General features: G+C 66.5%; 15 protein-coding genes. 3 read left to right on the forward strand and 12 right to left on the reverse strand.

The features are described 5' to 3' along the window. Positions 1 to 13 precede the first annotated feature (13 nt). From ACVKN3_RS02215 to ACVKN3_RS02225, 3 genes are read right to left on the reverse strand one after another with little or no spacing between them, the layout of a single operon-like run. On the reverse strand, positions 14 to 1,045 hold the full coding sequence (locus tag ACVKN3_RS02215) for an aminopeptidase (RefSeq protein ID WP_354512741.1): 1,032 nt from the start codon (positions 1,043 to 1,045) through the stop codon (positions 14 to 16). A gap of 24 nt (positions 1,046 to 1,069) precedes the next feature. Next, a complete protein-coding gene (locus ACVKN3_RS02220; protein ID WP_354512739.1) occupies positions 1,070 to 1,612 on the reverse strand; it encodes a cytochrome b in 543 nt (180 codons plus the stop codon). Continuing rightward, a complete protein-coding gene (locus tag ACVKN3_RS02225) occupies positions 1,609 to 2,691 on the reverse strand; it encodes a catalase family peroxidase (protein WP_354512737.1) in 1,083 nt (360 codons plus the stop codon). The genes ACVKN3_RS02220 and ACVKN3_RS02225 overlap by 4 nt, the downstream gene beginning before the upstream one ends. A 130-nt stretch (positions 2,692 to 2,821) precedes the next feature. On the opposite strand from ACVKN3_RS02225, the gene ACVKN3_RS02230 reads away from it, so the two are divergent. Together ACVKN3_RS02230 and ACVKN3_RS02235 are read left to right on the forward strand one after the other, a co-directional pair. After that, complete coding sequence (locus ACVKN3_RS02230; RefSeq protein ID WP_285401589.1) at positions 2,822 to 3,343, forward strand: sigma-70 family RNA polymerase sigma factor; 522 nt, start codon at positions 2,822 to 2,824, stop codon at positions 3,341 to 3,343. Beyond that, positions 3,340 to 4,089: an anti-sigma factor family protein gene (locus ACVKN3_RS02235; RefSeq protein WP_354512735.1), complete on the forward strand. Its 750-nt coding sequence runs from the start codon at positions 3,340 to 3,342 to the stop codon at positions 4,087 to 4,089. Before ACVKN3_RS02230 ends, ACVKN3_RS02235 begins: the two co-directional genes overlap by 4 nt. A gap of 24 nt (positions 4,090 to 4,113) precedes the next feature. Here ACVKN3_RS02235 and lolD read toward each other — a convergent pair whose 3' ends face one another. The 9 genes from lolD to ACVKN3_RS02280 all read right to left on the reverse strand — a co-directional run bounded on the left by lolD (position 4,114) and on the right by ACVKN3_RS02280 (position 10,659). Further along, positions 4,114 to 4,806 (reverse strand): lipoprotein-releasing ABC transporter ATP-binding protein LolD, encoded by a 693-nt coding sequence (gene lolD / locus ACVKN3_RS02240; RefSeq protein ID WP_285401585.1) that lies wholly within the window; start codon positions 4,804 to 4,806, stop codon positions 4,114 to 4,116. After that, the gene (locus ACVKN3_RS02245) at positions 4,799 to 6,040 is read right to left on the reverse strand and encodes a lipoprotein-releasing ABC transporter permease subunit (protein ID WP_285401583.1); all 1,242 of its coding nucleotides are present in this window, start codon (positions 6,038 to 6,040) and stop codon (positions 4,799 to 4,801) included. Before ACVKN3_RS02245 ends, lolD begins: the two co-directional genes overlap by 8 nt. A 143-nt stretch (positions 6,041 to 6,183) precedes the next feature. Continuing rightward, on the reverse strand, positions 6,184 to 6,618 hold the full coding sequence (locus ACVKN3_RS02250; RefSeq protein ID WP_285401581.1) for a YgfX family protein: 435 nt from the start codon (positions 6,616 to 6,618) through the stop codon (positions 6,184 to 6,186). Continuing rightward, positions 6,590 to 6,838, reverse strand: coding sequence for an FAD assembly factor SdhE (locus tag ACVKN3_RS02255; protein ID WP_345782883.1), 249 nt, complete (start codon positions 6,836 to 6,838; stop codon positions 6,590 to 6,592). Before ACVKN3_RS02255 ends, ACVKN3_RS02250 begins: the two co-directional genes overlap by 29 nt. A gap of 225 nt (positions 6,839 to 7,063) precedes the next feature. After that, entirely contained in the window at positions 7,064 to 7,849 is a 786-nt protein-coding gene (locus ACVKN3_RS02260) for a succinate dehydrogenase iron-sulfur subunit (protein ID WP_285401577.1), read from the reverse strand. A 21-nt stretch (positions 7,850 to 7,870) separates the two neighbouring features. Continuing rightward, a complete protein-coding gene (gene sdhA, locus ACVKN3_RS02265) occupies positions 7,871 to 9,655 on the reverse strand; it encodes a succinate dehydrogenase flavoprotein subunit (protein ID WP_285401575.1) in 1,785 nt (594 codons plus the stop codon). 3 nt (positions 9,656 to 9,658) lie between these two features. After that, positions 9,659 to 10,045, reverse strand: coding sequence for a succinate dehydrogenase, hydrophobic membrane anchor protein (gene sdhD, locus ACVKN3_RS02270; RefSeq protein WP_285401573.1), 387 nt, complete (start codon positions 10,043 to 10,045; stop codon positions 9,659 to 9,661). Further along, positions 10,042 to 10,434, reverse strand: a complete 393-nt coding sequence (gene sdhC, locus ACVKN3_RS02275; protein ID WP_285401571.1) for a succinate dehydrogenase, cytochrome b556 subunit — start codon at positions 10,432 to 10,434, stop codon at positions 10,042 to 10,044. The genes sdhD and sdhC overlap by 4 nt, the downstream gene beginning before the upstream one ends. Positions 10,435 to 10,491: 57 nt before the next feature. Continuing rightward, a complete protein-coding gene (locus ACVKN3_RS02280; RefSeq protein ID WP_081916539.1) occupies positions 10,492 to 10,659 on the reverse strand; it encodes a DUF1674 domain-containing protein in 168 nt (55 codons plus the stop codon). Positions 10,660 to 10,836: 177 nt separating this feature from the next. Here ACVKN3_RS02280 and ygfZ point away from each other — a divergent pair, with 177 nt between their 5' ends. Next, on the forward strand, positions 10,837 to 11,568 hold the full coding sequence (gene ygfZ, locus ACVKN3_RS02285; protein WP_354512731.1) for a CAF17-like 4Fe-4S cluster assembly/insertion protein YgfZ: 732 nt from the start codon (positions 10,837 to 10,839) through the stop codon (positions 11,566 to 11,568). The last annotated feature ends 456 nt before the right edge of the window (positions 11,569 to 12,024 follow it).

Here is a 12,024-nt window from a genome sequence, read left to right on the forward strand (position 1 = left end):
GCCGGGCGCCGCGCTAGCGCAGCAAGGCCTGCAGCTCGCGCGTGCGCTCGGCGGCAGGCTTCCTGCCCAGCGCGGCCACCCGCGCGAAGAACACCGGCCACTGTCGATCGCTGCGCTCGAACAGCGCGGCGAACGCGGGTTTCCAGGTGTCGTAAAGACCGAACGGCAGCAACGTGGCGTTGTTCAGCGGCTTCGCCATCCAGCGATCGTAGCGGCGATCGCCTCTGGCAACGTTGGCACGCCAGGCCAGGTAATCGCCACGGAACACCTCGAACGTTTCCGCCTTGGCGACGCCCATGGCAGCGGCGTCCATCGGCTCGGCGTACAGCCGGCCGAGTTGCTCACGCAAGGCGAGCACGCGCAGGGTGAACGAGCGATCGACGGCGTCGTCGCCCTCCGGCGGTGGCAAGCCGCGTGATCGACGCCATTCACGCACGCCCTCGTCCTCGACAAAGCTGGCATACGACTCGTTGAACGCGGTGTCGTCCTTCACGTAGAACTTCTGGTGCGCCAGTTCGTGGAAGATCGTGCCGGCCAGGGTGTCGTCGTCCCAGTACAGCATGCTGCTGAGGATGGGATCCGCGAACCAGCCGAGCGTCGAGTACGCCGGTACCTCCCCCAACGCCACGTCATCCCCGCCAGCCCTCAGGTGAGCCGCTTCGCGGTCGGCCAGGTCCTTGCGGAAATAGCCACGGTACGCCACGCAACCGGCGATCGGAAAGCAGTGCGTGACCGGCGCGACGGAAAACACCGGCGTGGCGAACACGTTCCATGCCACCCAGGGACGATCCAGCGCCACGTAATAGGTGTAGCTGCGATTGTCCGGCAGCCCCAGGGCATCGGAGGCGAAGCGCCGCGCCTGACTGGACAACGCCAGGCGCAGGCGTACCCTCTCCGGCGTGGCGGGATCGTGCAACACCTCCGCCACGGGGCGACGCTGCGCCAGCAGCGTCGCCTGTCCGTGCGCCACGTGCGCGTAGTAGCCCAGCGTGCGGCAGCCCGTAAGACCGGCGATGAGGAGAACGACGATGAGGATCGGACGCATGAGGCCATTGTGCCGCATGCGCGCTCACACGTCGGACCGGCCTCCCGTCATGCTCTGCAACACGCCGTCGCGACGGATCAGGCCGTGCATCAGCGCCGCACCCATGTGAGCCAGGAACGTCAGGAAGAACAGCCAGGCCAGATACCGGTGCGATTCGCGCAACCAGGCGAACAGCGCCGGGTCGGACGGCAGGATCTTCGGCAGGTGAACACCCGCGAACATCGTCACCGGATAGTTCCCCGCCGAGAGCATGCCCCAGCCGATCAGCGGCATGGCGATCATCAGGCCATACAGCAGCACGTGGGACCCGTGCGCCGCCAGCTTCTGCCACAGCGGCAGGTCGTACGGCAGCGGCGGTGCGCGATGGGCGAGGCGAAAGCCCAGCCGGATCAGCGCGAGCACGAAGATCACGATGCCGAGCGGACGGTGGATCGCCACCAACGCGTCATGTTTTTCCGCCACGGTGCTGACCATGCCCGCCCCGATGAACAGCATGGCAAGGATCATGATCGCCATCAGCCAATGCAGCAGGCGGGCGAACGGGTGGAATGCGGTGGCGCGGTTCATGGGCGGGTCTCCTTGGGGCGGGCGGCGCCGGGAAGGTGGCCCTCTTCGCGGGTGCGCCGCAGGTAGGATTCCGCATACGCGGCGGACCGTGCAGCAAGCAGCGGATCGCCGGACGCCTCGATGCCCTGCGGCAGGATGGTGGGGTCGTAGTTCACGTCGCGGCACGGGCCGTCGGCCTGTGCTTGCCAGCTATCGATCACGAGGGTGCCCGCATCGACGCTCCGGCGGCTGTCCGGCCACGCCAAGGCGGCATCGTCCACCGCATCGCCGTCCGCGGCAAAGCTCATGACCAGGTGCCAGCGCAAGGGTCCAGCCGCCAGCCGCTTCACCAGGTCGGCGGCGAGGTAATCGGTATCGCCCGCGGCCGGGGAACCGTCGCCCGCGGCCGGCGTCTCCGGCACGACCTTCCAGCGCACGGCACGACGCACGCCGGCCGCATCACGCAGATAGAAGGCGTTGATGCTGCCATAGGTCTCGGTGGCGTAACTGGCCGGCGGCTTGGCCGTCTTCACCCAGCCCAGGAACGGGCCAGCCTCCGGATGCGCGGCAAAGAACGCGCCGGCCTTCGCCGGATCGGGCTTGCCGGTCTTCGGGTCGGGCCCGGTGGCCACCTGGAGGTCGTAGAACGCCTTCGGCGTGGACACCGGGAAGACGGGCATGGCGTTCATGCCGGTGCGCCACTGCTCGCCGTCCGCGAGGTCGAAGCGCAGGGCGAAACTTCGGATGGGCACCGAACTGTCCGCGGCATACGGATTGCCGCCGGGTAGCGCCAGGCGGCCGACCACCGGGGTGCTGACGCCGGGTGCGAACAATGCCGCCCGCGAGTCGCCCTGCAGGGCACCGTTGGATTCGAAACGGCCGCCGACGCAGATGCCCTTGGCATGGTTGCGCCGGTAACCGGGGTGTTCGCCGCCGCTCGCCTGCAATACGTCGACGAATTTCTTCGGCGAGAGCCGATCGGGCGCCAGCCAGCCGCCGACGTAACCGAACGCCGCGGCGGAGCCGGCCACAATCACCCCGATGATGGCCCAGCGCAGGCCCACGTTCGGCGGCGGGCGCCTCTTTCCGGTCTCGTGCATGCGTTCGTCTCCCGTATGGATGAATGTGCGTCAAGGGTGGGACGTATGTCCGCGACTTTTATTCCCTTCCGGAGGACTATGTCGCCACGATACTCGTCCTACCTCCCGTAATCCGGCAAGAAGGCCCGGCATGCCCGACTCCCGCATCGACGATGCCCTGCGCTCCATGCTGCCGCGACTGCGGCGCTTCGCCCTGTGGCTGACCCGCGACGCGCACGCGGCGGACGACCTCGTCCAGTCGACGGTGGAGCGCGCCCTGTCCAAATGGCACGCGCGTCGCGACGACGAGAGCCTGCGTGCGTGGCTGTTCTCGATCCAGTACCGGCTGTTCCTGGACGGAAAGCGCCGTTCCAGCCGTTACGCGCGCCTGCTGGGCATGCTGGGGCGCGGCGCCACCGACGAGCCGACCTGGCCCTCCGCCGAGCGGGTCGCCATGGCCAACGCCACCCTGGCCACGTTCGCCTCGCTGCCGACCGAGCAGCGCAGCCTGCTGATCTGGATCACCGTGGAAGGCCTGAGCTATCAGGAAGTGGCCGACATCCTGCAGGTCCCGATCGGCACCGTCATGTCCCGCCTTTCCCGCGCACGTGCCGCGCTGCGCCGCCTGGGCGAGGGCGCTCCCGAAACACCTGCCCTGCGATTGCTGAAATGACCCACACGCCTCCCAGCGAACACGACATCCACGCCTATGTCGACGGGCAGCTCGAGCAGCCACATCGCAGCGAGGTGGAACGCTACCTCGCGCGCCACCCCGAACAGGCCGAGGAGATCCAGGGCTGGCGCCAGGACGCCCAGCAACTGCGCACCCTGCTTGCCGGCGACCTGGCGCCATCGACGGCCGCGGATCCGACCGCCCTGCGCCGGCGCATGGCCCGCCGTCGCTTCGTCCGTCTGGCCACTGCGGCCAGCCTGCTGCTGTGCCTCGCGCTGGGCGGCGTCGCCGGCTGGGCCGCTCGCGGCATGGGCAGCGGGGCCAACGCACCGATGGCCGATGCGATGCAGGCCTATCGGCTGCTGGCGCTCGACCATGGCGTGGGGATGGACATCACCACCGCCAACGAACGCGACCTGCGTGCATGGCTGGCGGGCCGGGTAGGCACCAGCGTGCGCTTGCCGGACCTCTCGGACGCCGGGTTCCGGCCCATGGGCGGAAGGCTGTTCGCCACCGACCAGGGACCGGCCGCCATGGTTCTCTACGACGACGGCAGCGGGCACACGATCAGTTTCTATGTCAGGCCACCGGGGCCGGCGCGCCACCTGCTGTCACGCGGTAGCCGCGAGGACGGTGGCCTGCTGGCGGACTACTGGTCGGAAGGCGGCCACAACTACGCGGTGGTGGCGCCGGCCAACCCGGCCGGGCGATCGGCGGCGCAGCGGATCGCCGCACACGTCATCTGAAGTGCCTGGCGCCCGGCGGCCAGCCTAGCGCTCGTGGAGCTCGCCGTTCTGCAGCTCCAGCGTGCGGTCCATGCGGCCGGCCAGGCGCGTGTCGTGCGTGACCAGCACGAAGCTGGTGCCGATTTCGCGGTTCAGTTCCAGCATCAGGGCGTACACCTGCGCGGCGTTGGCCTCGTCGAGGTTGCCCGTGGGCTCATCGCCCAGCACGCACGCCGGCCGCGTGACCAGGGCACGGGCCACCGCGCAACGCTGGCGCTCGCCGCCGGACATCTCGGCCGGGCGATGGCGCAGGCGCGACGACAGCCCTACCCGCTCCAGCAGCGTCGTGGCCTCCTTCTGGGCCTGCGCGATGGACACGCCGCGGATCAGCAGGGGCATGCACACGTTTTCCAGCGCCGTGAATTCCGGCAGCAGGTGGTGGAACTGGTAGATGAAGCCCAGCGAGCGATTACGCTCGCGGCCACGCTCGGCATCCGAAAGATCGGAAAGCACGCGACCGTTAACCTCAACCTTGCCGGCCGTGAGCGTGTCCAGGCCGCCGATGATATGCAGCAGCGTGGACTTGCCCGAGCCCGAGGCGCCGACGATGGACATCGTCTCGCCGCGGCGCAGTGAGAAACTCACGTTGGACAGCACGCCCGTGCGCAGGTCGCCCTCTTCGTAGACCTTGGCCACTCCGGTGGCGCGCAGCACGATGTCGTCGGTGGGATTATTCATAGCGGAGCGCCTGGGCGGGCTGCGTGCGCGATGCACGCCATGCGGGATACAACGTGGCCAGCAGCGAGAACGCGAAGGTCACCAGCACCACCCAGCCCACGTCGGACCAGAGCAGCTGGCTGGGCAGCTCACTGATGTAGTACACGTCCGGCGAGAGGAAATTCTGCCCGGTGATGCGCTCGATCCATTTGACGATGGCCGGCAGGTTGTACGACAACAGCGCACCCAGGGCGACACCGCTGGCAATGCCGACGATGCCCACCAGCAGACCCTGCACCATGAACATGCCCATGATGCTGCGCGGGGTCGAGCCCAGCGTGCGGAGGATGGCGATGTCGGCCTGCTTGTCGGTCACCAGCATCATCAGCATGGAAATGAGGTTGATCACCGCCACCAGGATGATCAGCGAGAGAATCACGAACATCACCGTCTTCTCCATGTCGATGGCACGGAAGAAGTTGGCGTGTGTGTCCATCCAGGTTTCGATGCGGTAGGTCTGGCCCAGCTTGTTGGACAGCTCCTGCGCCACCGGGAAGGCCTCGCGCATGTCGTCCAGCTTCAGGCGGATGCCCGTCGGCCCGTTCAGGCCATTGAGGCGCTGGGCGTCCTCCATCGAGATCAGCGCGAGGTTCGCATCGTATTCCTGCATGCCCAGCTCGAAGATGCCGCTGACGGTGAAGCTGCGCAGCTTGGGCACCGCGCCCATCGGCGTGGCCGTGAACTGCGGCACCACCACCGTGACCTTGTCGCCCACCTGCACGCCGAGCTGCGTGGCCAGCTCGCTGCCGAGCGCGATCTTCCAGCTGCGATCGGTCAGGTCGGTCATCTTGCCGTGGACCATGTGCGTGTCGATGTCCGACACCCTCGGCTCCATCGACGGCACGATGCCGCGGATCAGCGCCCCGCTCGGGCGGCGCGCCTGCAGGAAGGCCTGGATCTCGACATACGGGGCCGCGCCCTTCACGTGCGGGGTGGCCTCGGCCGTCCTCACGGCGGACTGCCAGTCCTGCACCGTGTCGTCGATACCCGAGATGGTGATGTGCGAGACGGCACCCAGGATGCGGTTACGCAGTTCGCTGTCGAAGCCGTTCATCACCGACATGACCGTGATGAGCGCGGTCACGCTGATGGCGATGCAGACGATCGACACCGTGGAGATGAAGGAGATGAACTGGTTGCGACGCTTGGCGCGCGTGTAGCGCAGTCCGATGAAAAGCTCGAGGGGTCTGAACATACCTGTGGGTCGCAACCTTGAAGGAGTGGGCCCGCCGCGAAAGGCACGCACCGCGCGGCAGAGTGCACGATGCGGCGCGCCGGGGCAAGCCGAAGCAGGAGACCGGCCGGGCGGCCTTCAGCTTTCGGCGGTGGCGTCCGCCGTCAGGGCAGGCCATCCGCCGGTGCGGCCCGCACCCGCTTCAGGCGGGCCCGCAGCATGCGCAGGTCCGCCGCGGGCGTGTTGTCCGGGAGGAACAGCAGATGCAGCCACCGCCGGCGCCAGCGCAGCGACAGGCAGACACCCTGCCCCACCCGCCGCGCCGCCCGCAGCTCCGCCTCCGTGGCAGCACCATGGCGACCGGTCACCGTCCACGCCCCGTCGGCGGCCCAGGAGAGCCGGCGCCAGGCAGGATGCCGGTATCGATGGATGCGGCGAACGCCATCGACGACGATGGCCGCCGTCGACAGCCAGCGGACCGGCAGGGGCAAGGCGGTGAACAGAGGTGAGGCGGCGGCCAGGGCGACCAGCATGACCAGCCAGCAGGTCAGCTGTCGCGACGGCCGGATATCAAAGTCGATGCCTCGTGCGGATGTCATCGATGATGCCCTGCCAGTCGTCGCGGGGAGCGCGGGCATGGCCCATCACCCAATCCCAGAGATCGGGATCCTGCACGTCCATCAGCGCATCGAATGCCGTCCTGCACGCCTCATCCGCGTCGGCGTAACGCTCGTCCAGCCAGCCGCCGAACAGGCGATCCAGCTCGCGCGTGCCGCGCCGGGTGCGCCACCGCAGCCGCTTGAGTCGTGCGTCATCCACATTCATTTCCATGATGCGACCGCCCGTGTGCCCATGTAGGAGCGCACGATGTGCGCGATGTGCTTTCGCGTCGGTCAACACGATTACGGTGCAGGAGCGCACGACGTGCGCGACATGTTTTCGCGCCTGTCCATGGGGTCACGCGCCAGCCCACAGGTTAGGCCTCAACCTATGTCGCGCACATCGTGCGCTCCTACACACACACCCGTGCCGTTAGGCGCGGAATCAGGCCGAGCGGCGTTGCACGATCAGCTTCTTGATCTCCGCGATCGCCTTGGCCGGGTTGAGGCCCTTGGGACAGGTGCGCGCGCAGTTCATGATCGTGTGGCAACGGTAGAGCTTGAACGGGTCTTCCAAGTCGTCCAGGCGGTTACCGGTGTCTTCGTCGCGACTGTCGACGATCCAGCGATACGCCTGCAGGAGGATGGCCGGGCCGAGGTAGCGGTCGCCGTTCCACCAGTAGCTGGGGCAGGACGTGGAGCAGCAGGCGCACAGGATGCACTCGTACAGACCGTCGAGCTTCTTGCGGTCTTCCGGCGATTGCAGGCGCTCCTTGTCGGCCGGCGCGGGGCTCTGCGTGCGCATCCACGGCTTGATCGACGCGAACTGGGCGTAGAAGTGCGTGAGGTCGGGCACCAGGTCCTTCACCACCGGCATGTGCGGCAGCGGGTAGATGTTGACCGTGCCGCCACCGCAGTCCTCGATGGCCTTGGTGCACGCCAGCGTGTTGGTACCGTCGATGTTCATGGCGCACGAGCCGCAGATGCCTTCGCGGCACGAGCGACGCAGCGAGAGCGTCGAGTCGATCTCGTTCTTGATCTTGAGCAGGGCGTCCAGGACCATCGGACCGCACGTTTCGAGGTCGACCTCGTACGTGTCGGTGCGGGGATTCTGGCCGTCGTCCGGCGTCCAGCGGTAAATCTTGAAGGTGCGGGTCTTCTTCGCATCCTTCGCCGGGAAATGCTTGCCGGCCGTAATCTTGGAATTCTTGGGTAGCGTGAACTCTGCCACGATTGCCTCTCCGGTCCGGTATCAGTAAACGCGCTTTTTCGGCGGCACGACTTCGACGTCGTCCGTCAGGGTGTACATGTGCACCGGGCGGAAGTCGAAGCTGGACTGGCCGGCCTCGTCGATCCACACGAGCGTGTGCTTCTGCCAGTCGTGGTCGTCGCGGTCCGGGAAATCCTCGCGGGCATGCGCGCCACGGCTCTCCGGACGCTGTTCGGCCGAATGCATGGTGGCCACGGCCTGCGCGAGCAGGTTGGCCAGTTCCAGCGTCTCGATCAGGTCGGAGTTCCACACCAGCGAGCGGTCGCTCACCTTCACCTGCTGGAACGAGGTGAACACCTCGGAGATCTTCGCCTTGCCTTCCTTGAGCGTATCGCCCGTACGGAACACGGCGGCGTCGGACTGCATGGTCTTCTGCATCTCGGCGCGGATGGCTGCGGTCGGTTTGGTGCCGTCCGCGTGGCGCAGCGCGTCGAAACGACCGAGGATGGTATCCAGCGCGTTGGCCGGAAGATCCTTGTGCGGCGTGCCCGGCTTGATCAGCTCGGCGCAGCGGTGCGACACGGCACGGCCGAAGACCACCAGGTCCAGCAGCGAGTTGGAACCCAGGCGATTGGCGCCGTGCACCGACACGCAGGCCGCTTCGCCGATGGCGAACAGGCCCGGCACGATCGAATCCGGATCGTCGTCACGCTTGGTGACCACTTCGCCGTGGTAGTTGGTCGGGATGCCGCCCATGTTGTAATGGACGGTCGGCAGGACCGGGATCGGCTCCTTGGTGACGTCCACGCCGGCGAAGATGCGTGCGGACTCGGCGATGCCCGGCAGGCGCTCGTTGATGACCTCGGGGCCGAGGTGCATCAAGTTGAGATGGATGTGGTCCTTGTTCGGGCCCACACCGCGGCCTTCGCGGATCTCGATCGTCATGGCGCGGCTGACCACGTCGCGCGACGCGAGATCCTTCGCGTTGGGTGCGTAGCGCTCCATGAAGCGCTCGCCTTCGGAGTTGGTGAGGTAGCCACCTTCGCCGCGAACACCTTCGGTGATCAGGCAGCCGGCGCCATAGATGCCGGTCGGGTGGAACTGCACGAACTCCATGTCCTGCAGCGGCAGGCCGGCGCGCAGCACCATGCCGCCGCCATCGCCCGTGCAGGTATGCGCCGACGTGGCGCTGAAGTACGCACGGCCGTAACCGCCCGTGGCCATCACCACGGCATGGCCGCGGAACAGGTGCAGCGTGCCTTCGTTCATGTCGAGGGCGAGCACGCCCACGCACTTGCCGTCCTCGAAGACGAGGTCGATGGCGAAGTATTCGATGAAGAAGGTGGCGTCGTGGGCCAGCGCCTGCTGGTAGAGCGTGTGCAGGATGGCGTGACCGGTGCGGTCGGCCGCGGCGCAGGTGCGCTGCGCGGTGCCCTGGCCGTAGTGGGTGGTCATGCCGCCGAACGGGCGCTGGTAGATCTTGCCTTCCTCGGTGCGCGAGAACGGCACGCCGTAATGCTCGAGTTCGATGATGGCGGGGATGGCTTCCCGGCACATGTACTCGATGGCGTCCTGGTCACCGAGCCAGTCGGAACCCTTGATCGTGTCGTAGAAATGGAAACGCCAGTCGTCTTCACCCATGTTGCCCAGCGCGGCGGAAATACCACCCTGCGCGGCAACCGTGTGCGAACGGGTCGGGAAGACCTTGGTGATGCACGCCGCCTTCAGCCCTTTTTCCGCCAGGCCGAAAGTGGCACGCAGGCCCGCGCCACCGGCGCCGACCACGATCACGTCGTATTTGTGTTGCTGAACCTTATAGGCTTCCATCGATCAGTTTCCGAGCGCGATGCGCAGCACGGCCAGCACACCCGAGAGCGCGGCGAGTACGGCGATGAACTTGATGGCCACCAGCGACGCGACTTCGAGCCAGCGCGTGTGGACGTAGTCTTCGATCACGACCTGCAGACCGAGGACGGCGTGCTTGAACATCGTGACGATGAGGGCGACGAGCAGCACGGCGTTCCAGGGCCGGGCGATGGTCGCGCGGGCCGTGGCGTAGTCCGTATGGACCAGGCTCAGCACCACGAGAACGAACCAGACCGTGAGGAACACCAGGGCCAGCGCGGTGATCCGCTGCTGCATCCAGTGACCGACACCTTCCTTCGCGGAGCCCAGGCCACGGGCACGGGCGAGCGGGTTGCGCAGATCCTTGCTCATGCGTGGCCTCCGAGCAGCAGGTAGGCCCAGACGAGCACGGTCAGCACGATGGCGATGGCGATCGACAACCAGCTGGACAGGACGAACGAGGAAATGGCGTAGCCCTTGCCCGTGTCCTGCACCAGGTGGCGGATGCCGTTGGCCAGGTGATAGAAGAACGCCAGGGTCCAGCCGATCATGACGACCGTGCCGGGCAGGCTGCCGGCGAAGGCCGAGAACGACGAGAAGGCGTCGGCGCCGGCGGCGAGGGCACACAGCCCCCAGACGATGATCAGGCTGCCTACGGCGAGGATGATCCCCGTGGCCCGATGCAGGATGGACGATGCCATCTGCACTTGCCATTTGTAGACCTGAAGATGCGGTGAGAGCGGTCGTCCCGTTTGTGCCATGGCGGCTATCCTGGATTGGAATCGCTAATGCCCGAGGGACCTCCCCGCCTCCCATGATCAGAAGTCGATGCAGCGACCGTTCTTTTCCCAGTCGCCGTAGCGGGTGGGGTCCAAAGGCGCTTTTTCGACTCCTGTCTCGCCGTTCGTGGGGACGAGCGGCGGAACGAGCGGCTTCGCCGGAGCGGAATCGGTCGCGTCCTGGGGTTTGGAGGAGTTGTCGGACATGGTTATAAAGCCCTAAAAGGGTAATACCTGTGCCACCGCAGCACAACCTCGGCCGGTGGGCGGCGCCTTGGTTTGGCCTTGGGCCGGCCGTATATCCTACGCCTCCGTCACCACCGGCGCCCGCCCATGCCGAGCCGTACCACTCGCAGCATCACCCTCACCGGACCCGACGCGGCCATGTTCGCCAACGCCCAGTTCGGCAGTGCCGTACCTGGCCTGGCCGTCGGCCGCTGGCAATGGAGCGGCTGGATGGATCCGAAAGGACGGGTTCGTGCCCTGCTCCAGCTTGCCCGCCTGGAAGACGACCGCTTCGTCGCCGTGCCTCGCGGTGGCGACGGCGAAGCGCTGGCCGCCGACCTGAAGCGCTTCGTATTCCGCGCGAAGGTGAAGATCTCGGTGTCCGATGTACTCGATGTGGCCGATGGTGACGCGCGCGACGCGATGAGCGCGGAAGAAAACGGTGACGTCATCGTGTTCGGCGAAGGCGATGCGTCGCTGCGCATCGGCGTCTTGCGTGGCGACGATGCATGGTTGCCGCGCCATATAGAAAGAGGCTTTGCATGGTTGCCCGACGCCCTTCTCGATCGTCTGTTGCCACCAGCGTTGTCGATGGAGCGGCTGCACGCGGTGGCGTTCGACAAGGGCTGTTTTCCGGGACAGGAAATTGCCGCGCGACTGCACTTTCTTGGTGGTCACAAGAAGCACCTGCGTGTGGTGCGCAGCGATGCTGCGTTGCAAGACGGTGAATCGTTGCGGATAAACGGAAGGGAGGTCGGAAACGTATTGATGTGCCATGCATCGCATGAAATCCATACGTCGCTTGTCGTACTGGACGACAGCTGTGCCGATGGCACGATGGTTGAAACGGACAACGCGCGCCTACACATCGTATCCACATTCGAAGCATGATCTTCTGCGCCTTCGCAAGAAGATGTCCCACGATATGCGTGAGTCGAAGCTGAATCGGAAGGCGCGCGCACTTGCAGAATTCGTGCAGCGCCACTAGGCTCCGCCGATCCATTCACGTGGTCGTGGCGATGTTTCCACGGCGACACCCGCGACGATCCGTCGACGATGACGGTTCTGGCGCGACCCGGCGAAAGCCGGAGATGAAAGCGACGCGCAGCCCATGAGTAGCGCGTAGTCGACCGACGGAGCCGCCGCATCGCGATGCCGCTCCCCTTCGGTATACCCCCATACCAGGCGACTCCGGACAGTCGCCCAGTACAGTCACAGTGTGTGACGCCCGCCTCATCCGTGCCTTTTGAAGCTACACCCCTCGGATGAAAGTCGGTTGGTCCAGGTAGTAACGGCCTGCCCGCCCGTCTACCGCTCATACGTCCCCCATGGCCTTTTTCACGAAAG

The sequence above is a fragment of the Luteibacter sp. PvP120 genome, assembly GCF_054055715.1.

What these genes read in the sequence shown, in the direction of transcription:
- ACVKN3_RS02215 (WP_354512741.1), bottom strand. Translation starts at nt 1,045, where the DNA reads ATGCGTCCGATCCTCATCGTCGTTCTCCTCATCGCCGGTCTTACGGGC.
- ACVKN3_RS02220 (WP_354512739.1), bottom strand. Translation starts at nt 1,612, where the DNA reads ATGAACCGCGCCACCGCATTCCACCCGTTCGCCCGCCTGCTGCATTGG.
- ACVKN3_RS02225 (WP_354512737.1), bottom strand. Translation starts at nt 2,691, where the DNA reads ATGCACGAGACCGGAAAGAGGCGCCCGCCGCCGAACGTGGGCCTGCGC.
- ACVKN3_RS02230 (WP_285401589.1), top strand. Translation starts at nt 2,822, where the DNA reads ATGCCCGACTCCCGCATCGACGATGCCCTGCGCTCCATGCTGCCGCGA.
- ACVKN3_RS02235 (WP_354512735.1), top strand. Translation starts at nt 3,340, where the DNA reads ATGACCCACACGCCTCCCAGCGAACACGACATCCACGCCTATGTCGAC.
- lolD (WP_285401585.1), bottom strand. Translation starts at nt 4,806, where the DNA reads ATGAATAATCCCACCGACGACATCGTGCTGCGCGCCACCGGAGTGGCC.
- ACVKN3_RS02245 (WP_285401583.1), bottom strand. Translation starts at nt 6,040, where the DNA reads ATGTTCAGACCCCTCGAGCTTTTCATCGGACTGCGCTACACGCGCGCC.
- ACVKN3_RS02250 (WP_285401581.1), bottom strand. Translation starts at nt 6,618, where the DNA reads ATGACATCCGCACGAGGCATCGACTTTGATATCCGGCCGTCGCGACAG.
- sdhA (WP_285401575.1), bottom strand. Translation starts at nt 9,655, where the DNA reads ATGGAAGCCTATAAGGTTCAGCAACACAAATACGACGTGATCGTGGTC.
- sdhD (WP_285401573.1), bottom strand. Translation starts at nt 10,045, where the DNA reads ATGAGCAAGGATCTGCGCAACCCGCTCGCCCGTGCCCGTGGCCTGGGC.
- sdhC (WP_285401571.1), bottom strand. Translation starts at nt 10,434, where the DNA reads ATGGCACAAACGGGACGACCGCTCTCACCGCATCTTCAGGTCTACAAA.
- ACVKN3_RS02280 (WP_081916539.1), bottom strand. Translation starts at nt 10,659, where the DNA reads ATGTCCGACAACTCCTCCAAACCCCAGGACGCGACCGATTCCGCTCCG.
- ygfZ (WP_354512731.1), top strand. Translation starts at nt 10,837, where the DNA reads ATGTTCGCCAACGCCCAGTTCGGCAGTGCCGTACCTGGCCTGGCCGTC.